The sequence below is a fragment of the Methanofollis fontis genome, from assembly GCF_004297185.1.
Taxonomy (GTDB): domain Archaea; phylum Halobacteriota; class Methanomicrobia; order Methanomicrobiales; family Methanofollaceae; genus Methanofollis; species Methanofollis fontis.
In genome coordinates this window covers 18568-38332 of record NZ_PGCL01000006.1, presented here as the reverse complement: position 1 = coordinate 38332, position 19765 = coordinate 18568, and the positions used below count along the sequence as shown (strand labels likewise).

16 protein-coding genes and 1 tRNA gene are annotated in these 19765 nt (G+C 63.8%); 8 read left to right on the top strand and 9 right to left on the bottom strand.

All coding sequences use genetic code 11. The annotated features are described in order from the left end of the window. Positions 1 to 17: 17 nt before the first annotated feature. Positions 18 to 1112, bottom strand: coding sequence for a cell division protein FtsZ (gene ftsZ / locus CUJ86_RS10730; RefSeq protein ID WP_130647579.1), 1095 nt, complete (start codon positions 1110 to 1112; stop codon positions 18 to 20). After that, positions 1109 to 2422 (bottom strand): D-aminoacyl-tRNA deacylase, encoded by a 1314-nt coding sequence (locus CUJ86_RS10725; protein WP_130647578.1) that lies wholly within the window; start codon positions 2420 to 2422, stop codon positions 1109 to 1111. The genes ftsZ and CUJ86_RS10725 overlap by 4 nt, the downstream gene beginning before the upstream one ends. Before the next feature lie 81 nt (positions 2423 to 2503). On the opposite strand from CUJ86_RS10725, the gene CUJ86_RS10720 reads away from it, so the two are divergent. From CUJ86_RS10720 to CUJ86_RS10710, 3 genes are read left to right on the top strand one after another with little or no spacing between them, the layout of a single operon-like run. Next, complete coding sequence (locus CUJ86_RS10720; RefSeq protein WP_130647602.1) at positions 2504 to 2686, top strand: hypothetical protein; 183 nt, start codon at positions 2504 to 2506, stop codon at positions 2684 to 2686. Beyond that, entirely contained in the window at positions 2683 to 3885 is a 1203-nt protein-coding gene (locus CUJ86_RS10715; RefSeq protein ID WP_130647577.1) for a molybdopterin molybdotransferase MoeA, read from the top strand. Before CUJ86_RS10720 ends, CUJ86_RS10715 begins: the two co-directional genes overlap by 4 nt. Then, entirely contained in the window at positions 3879 to 5738 is a 1860-nt protein-coding gene (locus CUJ86_RS10710; protein ID WP_130647576.1) for a molybdopterin biosynthesis protein, read from the top strand. Before CUJ86_RS10715 ends, CUJ86_RS10710 begins: the two co-directional genes overlap by 7 nt. Here CUJ86_RS10710 and CUJ86_RS10705 read toward each other — a convergent pair. Then, a complete protein-coding gene (locus CUJ86_RS10705; protein ID WP_130647575.1) occupies positions 5668 to 6150 on the bottom strand; it encodes a TIGR00725 family protein in 483 nt (160 codons plus the stop codon). The genes CUJ86_RS10710 and CUJ86_RS10705 overlap by 71 nt on opposite strands. Positions 6151 to 6339: 189 nt before the next feature. On the opposite strand from CUJ86_RS10705, the gene ileS reads away from it, so the two are divergent. Next, the gene (ileS, locus tag CUJ86_RS10700; RefSeq protein WP_130647574.1) at positions 6340 to 9513 is read left to right on the top strand and encodes an isoleucine--tRNA ligase; all 3174 of its coding nucleotides are present in this window, start codon (positions 6340 to 6342) and stop codon (positions 9511 to 9513) included. Here the strand turns inward: ileS and CUJ86_RS10695 are convergent. Both CUJ86_RS10695 and CUJ86_RS10690 read right to left on the bottom strand, forming a co-directional pair. After that, complete coding sequence (locus CUJ86_RS10695; RefSeq protein WP_130647573.1) at positions 9496 to 10218, bottom strand: tRNA(His) guanylyltransferase Thg1 family protein; 723 nt, start codon at positions 10216 to 10218, stop codon at positions 9496 to 9498. The two genes, ileS and CUJ86_RS10695, sit on opposite strands and share 18 nt — an antisense overlap. A gap of 17 nt (positions 10219 to 10235) precedes the next feature. Then, positions 10236 to 10505, bottom strand: coding sequence for a PRC-barrel domain-containing protein (locus CUJ86_RS10690; protein WP_130647572.1), 270 nt, complete (start codon positions 10503 to 10505; stop codon positions 10236 to 10238). Between the two features lie 52 nt (positions 10506 to 10557). Here CUJ86_RS10690 and CUJ86_RS10685 point away from each other — a divergent pair, with 52 nt between their 5' ends. Further along, positions 10558 to 11703, top strand: coding sequence for a CBS domain-containing protein (locus CUJ86_RS10685; RefSeq protein WP_130647571.1), 1146 nt, complete (start codon positions 10558 to 10560; stop codon positions 11701 to 11703). A gap of 53 nt (positions 11704 to 11756) precedes the next feature. Here CUJ86_RS10685 and CUJ86_RS10680 read toward each other — a convergent pair whose 3' ends face one another. From CUJ86_RS10680 to CUJ86_RS10670, 3 genes are read right to left on the bottom strand one after another with little or no spacing between them, the layout of a single operon-like run. Continuing rightward, a complete protein-coding gene (locus CUJ86_RS10680; protein WP_130647570.1) occupies positions 11757 to 13406 on the bottom strand; it encodes a radical SAM protein in 1650 nt (549 codons plus the stop codon). Beyond that, a complete protein-coding gene (locus tag CUJ86_RS10675; protein WP_130647569.1) occupies positions 13396 to 14016 on the bottom strand; it encodes a 6-hydroxymethylpterin diphosphokinase MptE-like protein in 621 nt (206 codons plus the stop codon). The genes CUJ86_RS10680 and CUJ86_RS10675 overlap by 11 nt, the downstream gene beginning before the upstream one ends. Beyond that, complete coding sequence (locus tag CUJ86_RS10670; protein WP_235855667.1) at positions 14006 to 15472, bottom strand: DHH family phosphoesterase; 1467 nt, start codon at positions 15470 to 15472, stop codon at positions 14006 to 14008. Before CUJ86_RS10670 ends, CUJ86_RS10675 begins: the two co-directional genes overlap by 11 nt. A gap of 88 nt (positions 15473 to 15560) precedes the next feature. On the opposite strand from CUJ86_RS10670, the gene CUJ86_RS10665 reads away from it, so the two are divergent. Next, positions 15561 to 15634, top strand: a tRNA-Lys gene (locus tag CUJ86_RS10665). Between the two features lie 234 nt (positions 15635 to 15868). Here CUJ86_RS10665 and CUJ86_RS10660 read toward each other — a convergent pair. Then, positions 15869 to 16756 (bottom strand): ABC transporter ATP-binding protein, encoded by an 888-nt coding sequence (locus CUJ86_RS10660; RefSeq protein ID WP_165394887.1) that lies wholly within the window; start codon positions 16754 to 16756, stop codon positions 15869 to 15871. Between the two features lie 153 nt (positions 16757 to 16909). Between CUJ86_RS10660 and CUJ86_RS10655 the strand changes: the two genes are divergently transcribed. Both CUJ86_RS10655 and CUJ86_RS10650 read left to right on the top strand, forming a co-directional pair. Then, the gene (locus CUJ86_RS10655; protein ID WP_235855666.1) at positions 16910 to 18625 is read left to right on the top strand and encodes an ABC transporter permease family protein; all 1716 of its coding nucleotides are present in this window, start codon (positions 16910 to 16912) and stop codon (positions 18623 to 18625) included. Next, positions 18622 to 19692: an ABC transporter permease gene (locus CUJ86_RS10650; RefSeq protein ID WP_130647566.1), complete on the top strand. Its 1071-nt coding sequence runs from the start codon at positions 18622 to 18624 to the stop codon at positions 19690 to 19692. Before CUJ86_RS10655 ends, CUJ86_RS10650 begins: the two co-directional genes overlap by 4 nt. The last annotated feature ends 73 nt before the right edge of the window (positions 19693 to 19765 follow it).

Here is a 19765-nt window from a genome sequence, read left to right as displayed (position 1 = left end):
TCTCCACCATTCCATTCTCACCTCAGAAAGTCGATGTCGAATTCTTTTGCAACCCGGGAGCTCCGGGAGCGATCGTTGCGCCCATAAATCTGCGGCGAGTTCACACCGGTGACGACGAGCATCGTCCTCATCCGGCCCTGCATCTCGGGATCGACCTGCGCACCCCAGATGATCCGGGCCGAGGGGTCAATGCGGTCATAGACCTCCTGCACCACACCCTCGGCCTCGACCATCGTCATGTCCGGACCGCCGACGACGTTGACCAGCGCCGCCGTGGCCCCGGAGATGTCCACATCGAGGAGCGGGGAACGAAGGGCCTTCTTCACCGAATCGGCGGCCTTGTCCTCGGAGTCGGAGTCGCCCATCCCGATCATGGCCACGCCGCCGCGCTCCATGACGGTGCGCACATCGGCGAAGTCGAGGTTCACCAGACCGGGGACGGTGATCAGCTCGGTGATCCCCTTGACGGCACGCATCAGCACCTCGTCGGCGACCTTGAAGGCGGCGTAGAGCGGCAGCCGCGGCACGACCTCGAGGAGACGGTCGTTCGGGACGACGATGACGGTGTCGGCCACGTCGCGCAGGCGTTCAAGGCCGGCCTCCGCATTCTCCATCCGGATCGTGCCCTCAGAGGTAAAGGGAAGGGTGACGACCGCGATGGTCAGCGCACCCTCTTCGTGCGCCGCCTTGGCGACGACCGGTGCAGAACCGGTCCCGGTCCCGCCGCCGAGTCCGGAGGTGATGAAGACCATGTCGGCGCCATCGAGAGAACTGCGGATCTGGTCCTCGTTCTCAAGGGCGGCCTCCTCACCGATCTGCGGTATCGAACCAGCGCCAAGCCCCCGGGTGCGCTGTCTGCCGATCAGGATCCGTTTGTCCGCCTTTGTGCGGATCAGGTGCTGGGCGTCGGTGTTGACGGCGACAAGCCTCGCACCGGCTATCCCTTCCTCGGCGATCCGGGACATGGTGTTCGAACCGCTGCCCCCGCAGCCGACGACAACGATCTCGGTCCTCAGGTCCCGGAGGAGATCCTCGAGTTCCTCGTCCGGCTGGACAATATCCTCATATTCGTCTCGTGCCCGTGAAAGTGCCTCTTCTACGATTGATTTCATGCAGTATACCTCTCCAACCCCGGGATGTGGATACGTGTCTCACTGCAGGACTGCACCATGGAGGGGGTGATGGTCCGGCCGTCGACTTCAACCGTCCGGCCTGCCGAAAGCGCCCCAAAAAGAGGGCCCTTCGGAACCCCGAGCTCCCGTGCCCGCGAGGGATCGAACCGCGTCCTGGTGATCACAAGGTCGTCCCCGGCGGCTGCAGTGCTCCACCGATCATCTATGATTTTAATACACAGAGATATTAAATCATGTATTACTTCTTCGGTTTGGTAGTTGAATGTGATGAACGAGGGCACCGTCCCGTTCTCCCCGGCCACGGATGCGGCCCTGACCTGTGAGAGCACCTCCCTGAACCTGCCGGGGTCTGCCCGTTCCGCCTCGGAAACCAGAGACGGCGGCAATTCGACGACCGTGAGCGGCCCTGATCCGGCAAGTCCGCCGGTGCGGACCCTCCCTCCGGGCAGGAGATCTCCGGCACGCCGGCGCACCTCTGCATATGACGCCCAGGAGAGGGCCCGGATATCGGTGATCTCCCCCTCGGAGAGCACCTCCAGCCCTTCATTCTGGAGATATTCCTCGATGCGCCTGACATCCTCACGCCGGAGGGCCTTGCGGTCGATGTACCCGGCCACAGCACCGCTCTGCCTGACCATGGCGCCGACCATTGCCGGTCCAAGAGAGGGGACCGCATGGGTGGGGGCGATATGCCCGAAGGCGCCGCGGCTGGAGAGGGCGATCTCGGTCTGCCGGACGGCATAGTGGGTGCCGCCGAACCCGACGAGGGGTATGACGTCGCCGGGGACGGCGGAGAGCACGGCGAGGGCAGCGGCATCGGCGGCGGCCGGATCCCGCCACTCCGTCTCGGTGCTCCCGATCTCGACAAACAGCGAGGGGGTGGAGAGTGTGGTGGGGCCATGGTGCGTCGCCTCATAGCTCACGCGGTAACCGGGCGGTGCATGGGCGGCCAGATTGCGGAGCACGGCATGCATCATCGCCGGCGCCGCCGGTGCGATGCATTCCGGGTCCCCGCCGAAGGCGGCCTCGCCGAAGTTCCCGGTGACGTGGACGGTGAGGGCGGGCACCGGGCGGGCGCTCGAATGGCGGGAGAGGAAGACCAGGAGATCGGCGTCGAGGCCGCGATCCGCCCCCTCCGCATAGATCAGCCTGCTGTCGATCCCCCGGAGCGTGACCTTTGCTGCGCGGCAGAGGGGCCAATCGTCCCGTTCGCTCAGCAGGGTGCCGACACGGGCGGCAATATTTGAGCCGCCGGGATCGGTGCGCGAAAAGAGCAGGGCGACATGCATGCCTCTAATCTTGGTTCGCCGCGGCTAAAACCTTGCCCGGAGGGGGAAATGCTCATCATGCCCGGGGGCAACCACATCATCATGGACAAAGATCTGATCGAATCCGCATTTGCCGAGTTCGGGATCACCACCGAGATCCGGTGCGAGCAGGCATTTGCCATCTGTGAGAAATACGACATCCCGAAGATGGACATTGCCCGCTACTGCAACCGCCACGATCCCAAGATCAAGATCCGCGGCTGTCAGCTGGGCTGCTTTAAATGAGCCTGTTTCTCGAGGTGGTCCCGGTCGAACGGGCGGTCGAGGTCGTCCGCTCGATCGCACCAGAGATCGGGACCGAGAGGGTTGACCTGACCGCCGCCCTCCACCGGGTGCTCGGCAGCGAGGTGCGGGCACCTCACGACCTCCCGGGCTTTGACCGGTCGGTGGTGGACGGGTATGCCGTGGTGGCGTCGGACACGACCGGCGCCTCTGAAGCCCTGCCCGCCATGCTCACACTGCGCGGGCGGGTGGAGATGGGGCAGGCCCCGCCCGGCACGGTGGAGCCAGGGGCATGCTGGTACATTCCGACCGGCGGCGTACTGCCGCCGGGCGCCGACGCCGTGGCCATGATCGAGTACTCAGAAGCGGTCGGGGACGAGGTGCTCGTCGGACGGGCGGTGGCGCCGGGTGAGAATGTGCTCAGTCACGACGAGGACTATGCCGCAGATACGGTGATCCTCAGCACCGGTCGGCGGATCACCCCGCAGGACATGGGCGTGCTGGCCTCAGCGGGCGTCACGTCGGTGGATGTGGTGAGGCGACCGCGGATCGGGATCATCTCCACCGGCAACGAGGTCGTCCCTGCCGAGACGGCGCCTGCACCAGGGCAGGTACGGGACGCCAACACCTATCTCTGCAGCGGGTTTGCACAGGAGCACGGGTGTGATACGCAGACCTACGGGATCGTGCGGGACGACCCGGCGCTCCTCAGGCCGGTGCTGGAGCGTGCGGTATCAGAATGCGACTGCGTGCTGATCTCCGGCGGGAGCTCCAAGGACGTGCGGGACATGACCGCAGGGGTGATCGGCGAACTCGGCGAGGTGCTCGTCCACGGCATCGCCGTCGCCCCCGGAAAACCGACGATCATCGGGCGGGTCAGGACCACCCCGGTGATCGGACTGCCGGGCCATCCGGCGTCGGCCTATATCGTCCTCTTTGCCGTCGTCCGCCACCTGATTGCGACAATCAACGGAGCGGAAACGCCATTCAGACTGGCCAGGATGCCCCTGGCAGCTAATATCCCCTCGGCAAAGGGCCGTGAGGACTATGTGCGTGTGGCGGTCGTTGACAGGGCCGCACACCCGGTCTTCGGGAAGTCCGGTCTCCTGAACACCCTGGTCAGGAGCGATGGTTTCGTCGTCGTGCCGGCCGGCAGAGAGGGGCTTGAGACTGGCGAGGAGACGGAGGTGATCCTGTGGTGAAGCGTTACCTGGACCTCATCTCCCTTGAACGGGCGCTCGGCATCCTGCGGGAGGAGTTCGGCGGGGCGACGGGGCGCACCGTCCAGGTCCCCCTCGGGGAGGCGGCCGGACGGATCACCGCCGCCCCGATCTTCGCCCGCTTCTCGGTGCCGGCCATCCATATCTCGGCGATGGACGGGATCGCGGTGCGGAGCGCCGAGACGAAGGGGGCAAGCGAGACGCGACCGGTGACGATCACCGATGCAGTGCGGGTGAACACCGGCAACATCGTGCCGTCCGAGTACGACGCCGTGGTGATGATCGAGGACGTCTGGATCGGGGAAGGTTCCTATACGGTCAGAAAGGCCGTCACCCCCTGGCAGCACGTCCGCCCCGTCGGGGAGGATATCGGCGAGTCCGAGATGATCCTGCCGTCGCTCCACCAGATCCGCCCGCATGAACTCGGGGCGCTGGCCGCCTACGGGGTGACCGGGGTGGAGGTGCTCGCACTCTCGGCAGGGATCATACCGACCGGTTCTGAACTGGTGCCGATCGGCACCCGCCCGGGCCCGGGACAGGCGGTGGAGAGCAATACCCTGATGGCGGCGGCGCACCTCCGTGCGCTCGGGGTGGACGTCCGACGCAACGCCATCGTGCCCGACGAACCCGACCTGATCCGGGCAGCGATCGAGGAAGGGATCCGGGAGAATGAGATCCTGATCATCTCTGCCGGATCCTCGGCGGGCACCCGGGACTACACCGCCTCGATCATCGCCGAACGGGGCGAGGTGCTCGTCCACGGCGTCGGGATCAAACCGGCAAAACCGGTGATCATCGGGCGGATCGACGGCAAACCGGTGATCGGGCTTCCCGGCTATCCGCTCGCCGCACTGACCGTGCTGCGCGAGATCATCACGCCCCTGGTCGCCCTCTACGGCTTCCCGGTGCCGGAAGCGCAGACGGTGGAGGCCACCCTCACCACGACCCTCCACTCAGATATCGGCACCGACGAGTTCGTGCTGCTCTCGGTCGGACGGATCGGCGAGGACTGGGTTGCCGTGCCGCAGTCGCGCGGTGCGGGGGTCCAGATGAGCGCCGTCCGGGCAAACGCCGTCATGACGATCCCGGCGTCCAGGGAGGGGGCCGAGGCCGGCGATACGGTGCAGGCCCGCCTGATGGTGCCCCGCCGGCAGGCCAGGGAGGCCGTGCTGATCACCGGGAGCCACGACCCCTGCATCGACCGTCTGGCCGATCTCGTCCGCCCCGGCGGCGTGGAGATCCACCCCACCCATGTGGGCTCGATGGGCGGGCTCCTGACCCTGAAGAAGGGGCAGTGCCATGCCGCCCCCATGCACCTCCTCGCCCCGGACGGCGAGTACAACACCCCCTTCCTCCGGAAGTACCTGCCCGACACCGATCTCGTGCTGGTCTGCGTCGCCGAACGGGAGCAGGGGCTGATATCCCGGGAAGGGGCGTCTTTCGACGACCTGACCACAATGACCTATGCAAACCGGCAGAAGGGGTCGGGAACGCGGCTCCTCCTGGACCACCTCCTGCAGGAGCGGGGAATCCAGCCCGCGGCGGTCCGGGGATATGACCGGGAGTTCACCACCCACCTCGCCGTCGCCCTGGCCGTCAGGTCGGGTGAGGCCGACTGCGGCATGGGAGTGTATTCGGCGGCACAGGCCCTCGGGCTGCATTTTGCACCGGTTGCGACCGAACGCTACGAGCTGGTGATGCGTGCCGACGCCCTCGATGATCCCAGGATGGCGGCGATCCTGGATGCGATCCGGTCGGAGAGGTTCAGTGAGATTCTCGAGGGGATGGGGGGCTACCGGACGGCCGAGACAGGCGGGATGCGCGTACTGCCATAAGCACCGCCTCCTCGGGCGTGGCACAGCGGAAGATCCCGTCGATCTCCCATGTGCCCACACCAAACACCGCTTTTTTCATCTTCAGGGCGAGTCCGATCTCGGAGAGAGTGCCGTAACCGCCGCCGATGGCGATCACCGCATCGGCAGAACCGACGACAAGGGCGTTTCGCGCATGGGACATCCCGGTCCTGACGACGACGTCCACATAGGGGTTCTCACCCGCGGTGCCCGGGATGATCCCGAGCGTCGTCCCGTCCATCTCCTTTGCCCCACGGCATGCACCCTCCATCACCCCGGACAGCCCGCCGCAGACGAGGGTTTCGCGGTTTCCGGCGATCAGGTAGCCGACCGTGCGGGCCGCCTCATATTCCTCCGGGGAGCACGACGATGCACCGATGACAGCGATCTGCATGATGGGCATGTATTCAGCAGACCGCATGAATAGATTTCCATGGTCCATCCGCTGCCGGAGAGCGATGAACATCCCTCCTTCGACCCCGAAAGGAGGGGGACCGCACCATTGAAAAACTACTTTGACTCTCACACCCCATCACTCACAGCATGATCACCCCCCTCGCGGGGGCGCAACAGAGGGATAGAGGTGAAAGAAGTCACCAGCAGCTATGATGCACGGGCAATCGAGTCCCGCGTCCAGGAACACTGGCGCGAGGACGACACCTACCGGCGGGTCAGGGACCTGCGCCGGAGCGGGCGGCAGTTTTTCTTTGTAGACGGCCCCCCCTACACCACCGGACACATCCACCTCGGGACGGCGTGGAACAAGATTCTCAAGGACGCCATCCTGCGCTACCGCCGGATGTGCGGCTACAATGTCATCGAGCGGGCGGGCTACGATATGCACGGTCTGCCGATCGAGGTGCAGGTCGAGCACCAGCTCGGGTTCACCTCCAAAAAGGACATCGAGGCCTATGGCATCGACCGCTTCATCGAGCGCTGCCGGGACTTCGCCCTCGAGAACATGGCGGTGATGTCCGACCAGTTCAGGGATCTCGGCATCTGGCTCGACTTCGAGAACCCCTACCAGACCCTGAGAAAGGAGTATATCGAGGCGGCATGGTGGACGCTCCAGCAGGCGGAGACGAACGGCATGCTCGAGCAGGGGCACCGCGTCGTGAACTGGTGCCCCCGCTGCGAGACCGCTATCGCCGACTCTGAGGTGGAGTACGACGATGCCACCGATCCGTCGATCTTCGTGAAGTTCCCGGTGAAGGATGCCGACGGCGAGTACCTGGTCATCTGGACGACGACCCCCTGGACCCTCCCGGCCAATGTCGCCGTCGCCGCCCACTCGGAGATCACCTATGCGCTCGTCGCCGCCCGGAAGGACGGGGCGGAGGAGCGCCTCTGGATTGCAGAACCCCTCGTTGAGGAGGTGCTCAGGAAGGGGCGCTACCAGAGTTATGACGTGATCAGGACCGTGAGCGGCACCGACCTTGCCGGGACCAGATATGAGTCCCCCCTCAAAGAGGATGTCCCGGCGCAGGCGGAGATCGAGCACCGCGTCGTGCTCGCCGACTATGTGGCGCTGGAGAACACCGGTCTTGTCCACACCGCACCCGGGCATGGATGGGACGATTACCTCACCGGCGTGAAATACGACCTCCCGGTGCTCTGCCCGGTCGATGGCACCGGACGGTTTACCAGGAAGGCAGGCACCTTTGCCGGTCAGTATGTCAAGGACCCGGAGACGAACCGGGCGGTGATGGACGCCCTCGGCAGCCATCTCCTCCACGCCGGGCGGATCACCCACCGATACGGCCACTGCTGGCGGTGCAAGACGCCGATCATCTTCCGCGCCACTGAACAGTGGTTTATCAGGGCCTCGGAGATGCGCGACACCCTCCTGAACGAGGTGGCGCGGGTCACCTGGTACCCCGACTGGGCGGGCAGCGCCCGTTTCCACGACTGGGTCAAGGAGGCGCGGGACTGGTGCATCTCCCGCCAGCGCTACTGGGGCATCCCAATACCGGTCTGGAAATGCGACACCTGCGAGAACCGGCAGGTGATCGGCACCATCGCCGAACTCGAGGAGGCAAGCGGACAGGACGTGAAGGACCCGCACCGCCCCTACGTCGACGGCGTCACCATCCCCTGCTCCTGCGGCGGGACGATGCACCGGGTCTCAGACATCTTCGATGTCTGGTTCGACTCGGCCGTCGCCTCCTGGGCAACGCTCGGGTTCCCAGGCGAAAAAGAAGCGTTCGAGCGTTACTGGCCGGCGGATTTCATCACCGAGGGACAGGACCAGACCCGCGGCTGGTTCTACTCGCAGCTCGGCGCCTCGACGGTGGCATTCGGGAAGGCGCCATATAAATCGGTGTTGATGCACGGTTTCGCCCTCGATGCGGACGGCAGGAAGATGTCCAAGAGTCTCGGGAACGTCGTCGCTCCGGCCGACGTGATCGAGCGCTTCGGCGTCGACATCCTGCGCCTCTACATCCTCTCTGCAAACGCACCCTGGGACGACATGAAGTTCAACTGGGACGGCGTCAAGACCGTCAACCGGTCGCTGAACATCCTCTGGAACGTCTACCGCTTCCCCCTGCCCTATATGGCGCTGGACCATTTCGCACCAGCGACGACCGACGGGGACCGCTGGGACGATACAAAGGTGCGTGCGCTGCTCTCTGCGATGCCGGACGAGGACCGCTGGATCCTCTCCCGGATCAACACCCTCACCGCGGAGATCGAGAGCGACCTTGAGTCCCTCAGTCTCCACCGGATCACGCGTTCGCTCATCTCCTTTGTGCTTGAGGACCTCTCCCGCTGGTACCTCCAGATCGTCAGGCCGCGGATGTGGCTCGATGAGGACGCCCCTGAGAAGACGTGCGCCTATGAGACAGTCTACTATGTGCTCCGCAGACTTGTCGGGCTTCTCGCCCCCTTCACCCCGCACCTCACCGAGGAGATCTATGCAAACCTCAGGTGCGCGGGCGACCCGGAGAGCGTCCACATGACCGACTGGCCCGGTGCGGACGCCGCCCTCATCGACACCGCTCTGGAGGCGGGGATGGCGGTGGTGCAGGGCTTCGACGACGCCGCCGCAACCGCCCGGCAGGACGGGAAGCGCAAACTCCGCTGGCCGGTCGGCGAGATCGTGGTCGTGACCGAATCGGAGGCCGTGCGGGACGCCGTCATCAGGCTGAACGACCTCTGCCGGACACGGGCAAACGCCCGGCAGGTGCGGGTCATCTCCGGTCACTGGGAGCGGATCGGGTGGCAGGCCGAGGCCGTGATGCGGGTGCTCGGGCCGCGCTTTGGAAAGGAGGCGCCCCGCGTGAAGGCGGCGATCGAGGAGTCGGACGGCACCGCTCTCAGGAACGCCCTTGCAGAGTCCGGAACGGCGAGCGCCGGCGGTTATGAGATCACGCCAGAGATGGCCACCTTCCATGAAGAGATGCCCGAAGGGGTTTTTGCCGCCGCAATGGAGGATGCCGTCGTCTATGTGGACGTGAACCTGAGCCCTGACCTCGAGGCCGAGGGCTATGCCCGCGAGGTGATCCGGAGGCTGCAGGAGATGCGCCGTCAGGCCGACCTGCAGGTGGAGGAGAATATCAGGGCAGGCATCGCCATCGGCGACGCCCGTATCGCCGCCCTTGTCGGCGAGCAGAAGGACCTCATTGCAGGCGAAGTACGGGCGGCGGCGCTCGATATCGTCGATGGCGACGCTCCGAGCGGCACCTGGGAAGTGACGGCGGAGTGGGAGGTCGAGGGAGTCCAGATGATGATGGGGCTCTCACGTTCCCAGACGTGAGAGGAGATACTCCCTCCCCTCAGGGGCGGAGAAGAGCGGCAGGTCTTCGTCGGCGATGACGGTCCGCCGTTCGACCGTCACCCGTTCACCGCTCTTCGGATTGAACCCCTCTTTTTGATAGCGTCCATGGAAGAGGAGCGTGCCCCGCCGCTGCCATGCCGGCGTCTCGGCCAGGTTGACCCCCCGCGCGAACATCAGGTCATGCATCCCTGCCGCCCCCATCCCGCGCAGACGGACAGCGGCATCACGGGGCGTGGACCCCTCGGAGACGAGCGCCGCCTGGCAGTAGGCGTTGATATGGTTGCGCCATGCCTCCCTCTGCCGCATGGCCAGATATTCAACGGCGTAGTCCGGCGTCACCGGGATCACCCGTGCATCGAAGGCAAGCGGTTCGGTGACGCCATACTCGAGGGTGAACGCACTCGCCGCATAGGAGGCGCCGACAGAATCGAGTTTCTCTACCCGTCCGCCGAAGGGGAGGACCGGGCAGTAGAGGCTGATCTCATCGGAGAAGGTATAGGCACACACCGGGTTCAGGCCGCTCCCTGTGAGCAGGCGGCGGCATGTCCCGAGCATGGCAGCGTGAAAACGGGTATCGAAGGGTTTTTCACACCTGGCTGTCAGGCGGTGAAATGCCCGTCCGTCAAGACGGAGAATGACGGGGGGATAGATGGCAAGCGCCGAGAAGATCTCATGACTCTCCATGGACGGGACTTCTGGGGTCAGGAGCGGGTTTCCTCTTTTTTGCTCCTGAAGGCTGCCGAGATATGGCGGACAATAATGATGTCCCCGATCTCCTTGATGATCCTGAAGGGGATCAGATAGCCCCGGTGGCCCTTTGTATCGCCAATTTCAGGGTTCAGGTTTCCCACGGCGATCGACTCGATCTTCTTTCCGTCGATATCGAGCAGGACATCGTCCACGTCCCCCACATATATCGCCTTGTCTGTATAGACGTTCATTCCAAAGAGCTCGGTGACCTGGGTTTTCATCGTGATCGGTTCATGGTATAGACTATAAACGATAAAAAGACTATCATTTTCCATGAACGGATCCTTTCGAATCGGGCATTTATTCGGGATTCCCATCTATCTGCACTGGACATTTCTCATCGTCGTACCGTTGTTCGCATGGATCATCGGCAGCCAGATCGCCCTGACGACCGAACTCCTTGCAGAAACCTTCGGCGTCGAGATCACGATGACCGCATTTGTCGGCGGATGGATCCCCTATATCCTGGGTACGGCCGTCGCCATCGGTCTGTTTGCCGGGGTGCTCGTCCATGAGCTTGCGCACTCCATCGTGGCCAGATCGAAGGGGATCAAGATCAACTCCATTACCCTGCTCATCTTCGGCGGGGTGGCCTCGATGGAGGAAGGAACGCCCGATCCGAAGATTGAACTCCCGATGGCGCTCGCCGGACCCTTGACATCGTTCGTCATCGGACTCATCTCTCTGGCCCTTACCTATGGCGCCGCCGCCCTCGTCGGGACAGGACAGATCACCCCGGAGACCGGCGGGATCTTCATCTTCTTCTTCGGCTATCTGGCGCTGCTCAACCTGATCCTCTTTGCCTTCAACCTCCTCCCGGCGTTTCCGATGGACGGGGGGCGGGTGCTCAGGGCATGGCTTGCAAAGAAGATGCCCCTCCACCAGGCCACCCGCATCGCCGCCGATGTGGGGCGGGGTTTTGCGGTCCTGTTCGGTATTTTCGGGTTTCTCGTCTTCAACCCGATCCTGATCATCATCGCCTTCTTCATCTATATCGGGGCAAATCAGGAGGCGACGATGGTGCGCTATAATTACCTGCTCAGGGACATCTCGGTCGGGGACGTGATGTCCACGCCGGTGCAGACGGTGCCCCCGGAGATGCCGGTCTCCGAGGTGATGCGGCTAATGTATGATACCAAGCATCTCGGGTTTCCGGTGGTCGAGCACGAGACGCTCGTCGGGATGATCACCCTGGGGGATATCCATGCCGCACCGGCAATCGACCGGGAGGCGATGCAGGTGCGCGACCTGATGAGCCGCGATGTGGTGACCCTGCCGCCGACGGCCCAGCTCACCGAGGCGATGCAGATCATGTCAAAGACGGGGATCGGTCGGATCCCGGTGAAAAAGGGTGGAGAACTGGTCGGGATCGTGACCAGGACCGATGTGCTCACCATGCTCGAGATCAAAGAGGCGTGAGGGGTGCAGATACCGATTGAATACAGAAATACCCCCGTTCATATCAGTGCACCTCAATCAAATGTCAGATAGGGCTCCACCGGTGTTTCGCCGACCAGTGCCTGAAACTCTGCCACCCCCCTGAAGGGGCGGCGTGCGATCAGCCGCGGCAGCACCTTCTTTCCGACGCCCGGGATCTGCCGGAGGGCGGAGACGGGGAGGGTGTTGATCCGCACCGGCACCGGCAGGGCGGTGACCGAGCGCATGCCGTGACCGACGACAACGGCATCGAGGGGTGTGCCGACCGGTATATCGAGGGGGAGACCGACCAGGATGGGGTAGGAACCCATCTGCCGCCCAAAACTCGTTCTGCCGCCGACCTCGACCCCGACGTCCCGCAAGAGGGTTCCGGCCGGGAAGACCTTCCTGAGCATGGGCAGATCAAAATGGGTGCGGGTCCATTCCTTGAAGCGGCGGAAGGCGGCATCGTGCTGTCCGAGGGTGTTCTCCTCATATGCCTGCGTCCCCTCAAAGGGCATCAGCTGCCTGATGTTCACCCGCCGGACGAGCAGACCGGCATCCAGCACCCCCTGGAGAAAGCGGCGGTTGTGCTCATAGGTCTCCCCGGTCTCGCCGGCAAGCCCGCAGACGAAGTTCAAGCCGGGCAGGAGGTGGGGGATGCCGTCATGGCGCCGACCCCCGACCTCGTTGACGATCTCGATCGCCCGCCTGACCTCTTCAGGCTGCGCCTTGAGGTTGTTTGCCCGGATCACCTCCGGGTCGGCGGTCTCCATCCCGAAGGCGGCGACGTCGCCTGGGGTATGCCCCTCCACGATCGCCGCCAGCGCCTCCCGACTCTCCTCCTGGTGCCGGGCGATCGTGCCCGGGTTGATGTTGTCGATCTGGAGGGTGAGGAGATCGGGGGCGGCTTTGCGGATGCGGGTGAAGAGGTCCTGGAGCAGGTCGGGGCGGGGTTTTGGGAACTCGGCGCTGCCGCCGGTGCCGTAGGCCAGCAGGTCGGGCTGGCGGCCAAGCCTGAAGTGGCGGGCGCCGGCAGTATGGAGCGCCTCCACCTCAGCGGCGATCCCGGAGAGGGAGCGGTAGCGCGGCGCCCCGTAGAAGGGTTCGGTGCAGAACGAACACCCGCCCCCGACCGAACGGGAACAGCCCTGTGCGGTCTCGAGTTCGATCATCACCCGCGGGTAGAGGGGGTGATGGGCGATCACCCCCGCACCCAGCACGCTCCAGCGGTCGATATCCACATAATCCCCCCGCACTGCCGGTTCCCCGCCGGAGAGGAGGGAGTCGAGGGATGCTGCCGGAGAACCGTGCAGGAGATGATCGAAACCGGCCGCCGCCGCCCGGATCGCCTTTTTTCCCCCTGCCGGCGAGTATCCAAAGCCGATGGGTCCGCCGAGCACCTTCAGGGGGCCACGGACCTGCATGCCGATCTGCGATATCTCGGTCAGGCTGGCCGGAGTGCCGCCGAGGTACTTGCCCGGCACGGTGATCCCGGCGATCAGCAGCAGGACGGCGGCATCGGAAAAGGTCTGCAGGATGGCGGGGTCCGCCCGCACGGCGTCGATGGTGGTGTAGCGCACCCGGTGCCCGTGCTCGGCGAGCACCCCGGCACAGTAGCGGATATAGGGGGAGATATAGGGCGGGACGCCGAAGCAGGCGGGTTCGTCCACATACCCGTCCAGGATCACCGCATCAGATCTCATGGCCAAGGAGAGCGAGAAGGCGGCGGGCCCACCGGAGTTTGCCCCGCTTCACCGGATCGACGTCCGGGTCGTCGAGGTCGAAGCCGACCAGGACCACCCGCGACGCACCGAGGGCATGGGCGGCGAAGGCGGCGCGGTCACCGTCTGAGAAACCGCCGAAGTTATGGATCCGGCCGAAGGGGCGGGCCTGAGTGGTGCCGACGATCGGACCGGCATACCGGGGCACCCGCAGGCGGAGGAGGGGGATGTTGTCGCCGTGGGCGTGGACGACCAGCACCGTGCCCTCACGGTTCATCTCCTCGAAGGCGTCGGTCGCCCCGTCGAGATCGGTGAACACAGCGTCCGGCCTGATGCCTCTGGCATACAGCAGGTCGGCGGCGGCATCGGCGGCAAAGACCGTGCCCTCGATCCGTCCGATCTCTGCGGGCAGCGTGGGGGCGTTCCCGCAGACCGTCACGGTCCGCCCGGCGCAGAGGGCGGCGAGGGCGGCGCAGTCGTCCCGGTCGAGGAGGGTGTCCAGGATGCGGGCGGCCTCCTCGTCGCCGGCGCGATCAAACGAGAAATAATCCAGGATCTCGGTATAAAAGGGTTCCCAGTCCTCAAACCTCATGGTTTGCCTCGTTCTCGAGCCCCACGATCCGCCGGATGCGCTTGAGGATGGGGTCGATGATCAGGTCGAGGAGGTCCTCCTTGTCCTTGACCATCGAGAAGTAGGTGAGCGGCACTGATGCGGCGGCCATATTTGCATGCCCGCCCGCCTCGCCGAGACCGGCGAAGGCCTCCTCGAGCACCTTGCCGATGTGAATCCTGATATCCCGGTTGCGGGCGGAGAAGATGATATTCGTGTCGGTGATGCCGTAGACGAGGGCCGTGTTCACCCCTTCGAGGTTGATCAGCATGTCCGCCGCCTGCGGCACGGCGTCGCGGTTGCGCAGGTAGCCGACATTCGTGAAGAGGTAGCCGGAGACGACCTCCCGCCCCCGGATGGCGTTCCCGATCACATCGAGGGTCTCCTGCGAGACGGCCGGAGACATGATCTTGTCCAGGATATCCCTGTCGGTGAGCGGAAGCAGAAAGGCGGCATAGTTCAGGTCCTGCGGCGAGGTGTTCCGCCTGAAGTCCCGCGTGTCCGCCCGGATGCCGTAGAGGAGGGCGGTCGCCACCTTGGTGTCCACCGGGATATCGAGTTCCTGGAGGTACTGCGTCATGATGGAGGCGGTCGCCCCCATTCCAGGCCTGATATCGACAAAATCGGAGGTGGTGGAGTCGTGGGTGCCGTTCTTGTGGTGATCGATGATGATGTTCACGCGGGCATCGCGGTCAAGGGCATTGTTCACGCCCGGCGCCGATGAATCGACAATGGCGAGATGTTCGCATTCGCCGAGGACCTCGGGCGTGATCCGCTCCATGGTGATGTCAAGGAGGTTGACAAAGGCCCGGTTCTCCTGGTGACCGATATTGCCGTCATAGAGGATGCGCGCCTTCAGTTTTCCGTCGCTCGCATCCCGCGCCATCGCCGCCAGCGCCATGGCGCTCGAGACCGAGTCCGGGTCGGGATTGGTATGGGTCACGATCCCCAGCGTCCCCTCCCATGAACCGAGGAGGGTGTAGAGTTTGCGTGCAATGCGTGCCGCCGAGAGACGGCGGACACGATGCACGGCGGTTTTTGCAATGACCTCCTGTGGATAGAGAACGACGTCGGCACCGGCATCTTCGAGCATGTCCTTGCTCATCGGATCCGTCGCCCGCGCGATCAGGTGGGCGGAGGGATAGGTGTCCTCGGCGGCCCTGACAATGGCGAGATTTGCATCCCGATCGTTTGAAAGGACGAATATGACTTCTGGAACTGGCAGATCCTCGAAAAGGTCCGGATCCTTCAGATCACGGACGACTGCATCGTATTTCTGATCAAGCAGGTCTTCGACCCGCTTTTCATCCTTATCGAGAATAAGTATTGAGTCGGTTTCCTTGTAGAGTTCCTCTACAACGTTATATCCCGTGCTCCCGCAGCCACAGATGAGGTATTTTATCTTCCCGGGCGATCCGGGAGGAGCTGCATCGGCCATCTGAACATCGTGTGATCTCTCTGAATAATTAACCATCGCCACAACCTTTATATCAAAATTTAGCCAATATAGTATGGTCAAACCACAGGGGCCTGTAGCTTAGTTTGGCATAGCGGCGGACTCTTAATCCGCAGGCCAGGGGTTCAAATCCCTTCAGGCCCGTTCTTATTCTTGCGTTGGTTTTGTTGTCGTTTTTCTGTCGTGCGGCAGCGTGTCGTTGCATGGAGTTCCATGGGAAGCATATGATCCGGCACCAGGGACGCCATCGAATGGTTTTTTGTTCTATCAGAGCATTATTTCGGGCATTCTGGCGAGGCGGAGTCCACCAGCAAGAGGGTGCACCGGACGGGGGGTTCCGGGTTTTGACGGACGATGCGCCTGAACTCGTTCAATCCATCATTTTCCGACGGCGACAAGCATCTCCTCGAGCGAGGGGTATTTTGACTCGATCCGCTCCACCGTCCCGCCGCCCGCCGCAACGGCCGCCGTCACCTCGTTCATGCCGGCGACATCGTCGGCAGAGGCCATATAGATACCCTCGGCGCGCGAATAGGCGAGGGAGGGGTCCAGGTTTCCGGGGTCGGATATGCTGAAATAGATCTCGTAGGTGAGCGAGCCGAAACGCTCGCGTAAACCTTGCATTGTCCCGAAGGCCTCGATCCGGCCGCGCCTGAGGATCATCACGCGGTCGCAGATCTCCTCGATCTGGTAGAGGTTGTGGGCCGAGAGCACGATCGTCCTCCCCTCTGAACGCAGTTGCCGCAGATAATCACCGATGAACCGCCCGGTCATCGGGTCGAGGCCGGACGCCGGTTCGTCATAGACGAGAAACCGGGGGTCGTGGAGGAGTGAGCGGGCGATCGCCACCTTCCGCCGCATCCCCTTGGATAGTTCGCCGATCCGCTTCTCCCCTGCATCAAGGGAGAGGGAGGCGAGGAGGTCCGCACTCCGTCTGCGGATCTCGTCCCCGGAGAGGGCATAGATCTCACCGAAGAACGAGAGATAGTCGGCGACACGCATCGTCTCATAGAGGCGCGACTCCTCGGGGAGATAGCCGAGGGTCTGTTTGAGGGCACCGGGATGGCGGAGGACATCGGTTCCGGCGATGGAAAGAGCGCCCGAGGTCGGCAGGGAGAGGCCGGAGAGGATCTTCAGGAGAGTGGTTTTTCCGGCGCCGTTGTGCCCGACCACGCCCAGGATCTCCCCCTCCCCCAGATCAAAACTCACCCCGTCGAGCGCCCGGAACGTCCCGTAGTCCTTGACCAGATCCCGTGCGATGATCATTATATCGGGTCTTATCGCCACCGGATAAATCATATTCCATACAGTCAAACGATCCCGCAGGAGTCGATCCAGATCAGCCTGCGTACCGCCCTGACCATTGCACGGTGGGAGACAAAACGCTCTCTCACCACGATGAGCAGGGACGTCCTCCCCATGACCGCCGTCCTGCTCGTCGCCCTCCTTCTGGCCTCCGGTTTTGCCGCCCAGAGCGGCGTCCACCTGCAGGACGGCATCTATACGGCGATCACCGACGATCAGGCAGTGGCGGCGATCATCGCCGAGAACACCGTCTTTTCCGTGACCCTCGCCGATCCCCGGCAGATCGGCGGCACGGACGCATACGACCTGATCGTCGTCGGAGGGGAGGCGCACGCCGGTCCGACGGCGAAGGGGCGGGCGGCACTCTCGGCCTTTGCCACCACCTACCGCCACTATACGGGTGCCGTCTATACCGGGGAGAGCGACCTCTTTGCCGCCTATCCGCTCTGGATCGATACGGTGGAGGTGGAGAGCAGACTCGACTTCGATGCGACGGAGAGCGGGGAGATCATCTCCGCCGTGCAGAGGGGCGATACGGTCCGCCCCTCAGGACCGGTCGAGGAGGTGCCCACGCCATCGGCGACACTCGCCGTCACGGCAGAGGACCTGCGGGAGGATCTTGCCGCCGCACCCGCGGACAGCGGCACCGTCACCAGATATCTCGGGATGTTCTCAGACGGGCCCGACCTCGGGGAGTTCAAGACCCCGTCCCAGCTCTCACCGCCCCTCCCCTTCGATTCGCTCATCTATGTCTTCGTCTTTATTTTCCCCCTCTATTTCACCTCGCAGTTCGCCATGATGTCGGTCGCAAACGAACGCACCGACCGGCGGGGCGAGATCCTGCTCTCCACACCGGCCGGTCCCCTGACGATCATCTGCGGCAAGATGCTCCCGTACTTCCTCCTGATGATCCTCATCAGTTCGGCGATCGTCCTGGTATCCGGCGGGTCCTTCGTCGTGCTCCTCCCCCTCGTCCCGGTCATCCTCTTCTTCCTTGCGGCGGCGCTGCTCATCGGCATGACGGCGCGGAGTTACCGGGAACTCTCCTTTCTCTCCATCTTCTTCTCGACGGTGATGACCTCCTACCTCTTCTTCCCCTCGGTGTTCGCAAATGTCCATGTGATCAGCCTGATCTCCCCCCTCACCCTGATCGTGCTGGAGTTCGGGGGGAGCGGGTTTTCGGCTGCCGACTATCTCTATGCCACCGCCCTCTTCTGGCTCTCTACGGCCCTGATACTCTGGCTCTGCACCCGGAACTTCAATGAAGAGCGGTTGTTTTCCCAGGAGCGCCTCACCTCGCGCCTGCGCTCCTTCATCTTCTCGGCGATGTCCAGGAACCACCCCTTCGCCTCGCTCGTCGCCGTCAACGCCCTCTCCATCCCCCTCGTCTTCATGGTGCAGCTGATGTACCTGGTGCTGCTCTTCAACCTCCCGCTGCCCTGGTCCCTGCTGCTCCTGATCCTGCTGGCGGCGCTCACCGAGGAGGCGGCGAAGTCGATCGGGATCATCGCCGTCTGGCGGGGGATACCCGGTCTATTCACCTGGAAGAACGTGGTCATCGCCGCCGCAGCAACCGGTCTTGGTTTTCTGGTCGGCGAGAAACTCCTGCTGTTTGCGATGCTCTCCCAGGTGACCGGGTCGGTCTTCGGCGCCGTCCTCTTCTCGGGCGTGGGTCTGCTCTGGATGCCTTTCCTCCTCCATTCGGCCGGCGCCCTCATCGTGGGGGCGGCCCTGAAGGTGGGCGGGCGGGGCGCCTATGTCCCGGCGATCCTGCTCGCCGCCGCGGTTCATGCCGCCTATAACCTGATACTGATCGGGGGTGCGCTATGAACGCCCGACATATCCTGACAATCGCACGAAAAGAACTCAGGGGGATACGGAACGAGCGGACGATCGTGCTTGCGATCCTGTTGCAGGTCTTTATCGCCATGTTCTCCTCGTTCCTGGTCGTGGGGTTGACCACCCTCTACGACCCCTCCTCGCTCGGCGGTCTTGCCGGCGGGTATGCTGTGGGGTATGCAGGTGCGGACTCTCCGCTCGATGGCCTTCTGGAGGAGAAAGGCTTCTCCGTGCATCACATGGACCTCTCCGATGCCGTGGCCTCCCTCTCCGAACGGAAGCTGGCGGCCGCGGTCTGGGTGCCGGATACCCCGCCCGATGCTGCCGAACCCGTCAAGATCACCCTGTACACCGTGAAAAACGACATCTCCGCATCGGTCACCGGCACCCGGATCCGGGAGGCGCTGGAGACCTATGAGGGGATGCTCAGGGATACCCGCAGCGACCGTCTCGACGTCCTCCCCATCGAGGTCGCCATACCTTCAGGAAGCGGCGGACAGGGCTTTTTCATCTTCATCTACGGTTTGCTCGTTCCTCTCCTGCTGTTCATGCCGGCGATTATCTCGGCAAGCCTGATCATCGACTTCATCACCGAGGAATACAGCGCCCGCACCCTCGAGACCCTGCTCTCGACGCCGCTCACCTTCTCCGAGATCCTCTGGGGCAAGGTGTTCGCCGCATGGGTGCTCGTCCCGGTTCAGGCCGGTGCATGGCTCATCCTGCTCGCCATCAACGGCATCACCATCGCCAATGTCGTCCCGGTGCTCCTCCATGTCGCAGTGGCATCACTGGCCCTGATCCTTATCGGGGCGATCGCAGCGCTCCATTACCGTGAACGCACGAGCGCACAGTTCATCTACTCCACTGCCCTGGTGGCGGTGCTCCTGGTCGTGCTCTCGGTCCCGGGCAATCCGGTCAACCTGGTCGTGCTTCTCGCCGCCGGCACCGCCGTTCCGGCCGGCTGGACGGGTCTGCTGGTCGTCGGCGGCGGTGCGACACTGCTTGCCCTGTTCACCGAGCGCTATGCCCGCCGGATCGCCAGGACCACCACACCGTAACCGGAAAAACCATTCATTTCTGGCAGAGGTGGCCCGGTTCTGCAGGAAGAAAAAACAAAGAATATATCGTGAG

What these genes read in the sequence shown, in the direction of transcription:
- CUJ86_RS10655 (WP_235855666.1), top strand. Translation starts at nt 16,910, where the DNA reads ATGACCGCCGTCCTGCTCGTCGCCCTCCTTCTGGCCTCCGGTTTTGCC.
- ftsZ (WP_130647579.1), bottom strand. Translation starts at nt 1,112, where the DNA reads ATGAAATCAATCGTAGAAGAGGCACTTTCACGGGCACGAGACGAATAT.
- CUJ86_RS10685 (WP_130647571.1), top strand. Translation starts at nt 10,558, where the DNA reads ATGAACGGATCCTTTCGAATCGGGCATTTATTCGGGATTCCCATCTAT.
- CUJ86_RS10725 (WP_130647578.1), bottom strand. Translation starts at nt 2,422, where the DNA reads ATGCATGTCGCCCTGCTCTTTTCGCGCACCGATCCCGGCGGCTCAAAT.
- CUJ86_RS10720 (WP_130647602.1), top strand. Translation starts at nt 2,504, where the DNA reads ATGGACAAAGATCTGATCGAATCCGCATTTGCCGAGTTCGGGATCACC.
- CUJ86_RS10715 (WP_130647577.1), top strand. Translation starts at nt 2,683, where the DNA reads ATGAGCCTGTTTCTCGAGGTGGTCCCGGTCGAACGGGCGGTCGAGGTC.
- CUJ86_RS10670 (WP_235855667.1), bottom strand. Translation starts at nt 15,472, where the DNA reads ATGGCCGATGCAGCTCCTCCCGGATCGCCCGGGAAGATAAAATACCTC.
- CUJ86_RS10690 (WP_130647572.1), bottom strand. Translation starts at nt 10,505, where the DNA reads ATGAAAACCCAGGTCACCGAGCTCTTTGGAATGAACGTCTATACAGAC.
- CUJ86_RS10680 (WP_130647570.1), bottom strand. Translation starts at nt 13,406, where the DNA reads ATGAGATCTGATGCGGTGATCCTGGACGGGTATGTGGACGAACCCGCC.
- CUJ86_RS10650 (WP_130647566.1), top strand. Translation starts at nt 18,622, where the DNA reads ATGAACGCCCGACATATCCTGACAATCGCACGAAAAGAACTCAGGGGG.
- CUJ86_RS10675 (WP_130647569.1), bottom strand. Translation starts at nt 14,016, where the DNA reads ATGAGGTTTGAGGACTGGGAACCCTTTTATACCGAGATCCTGGATTAT.
- CUJ86_RS10660 (WP_165394887.1), bottom strand. Translation starts at nt 16,756, where the DNA reads ATGATCATCGCACGGGATCTGGTCAAGGACTACGGGACGTTCCGGGCG.
- CUJ86_RS10695 (WP_130647573.1), bottom strand. Translation starts at nt 10,218, where the DNA reads ATGGAGAGTCATGAGATCTTCTCGGCGCTTGCCATCTATCCCCCCGTC.
- CUJ86_RS10705 (WP_130647575.1), bottom strand. Translation starts at nt 6,150, where the DNA reads ATGCAGATCGCTGTCATCGGTGCATCGTCGTGCTCCCCGGAGGAATAT.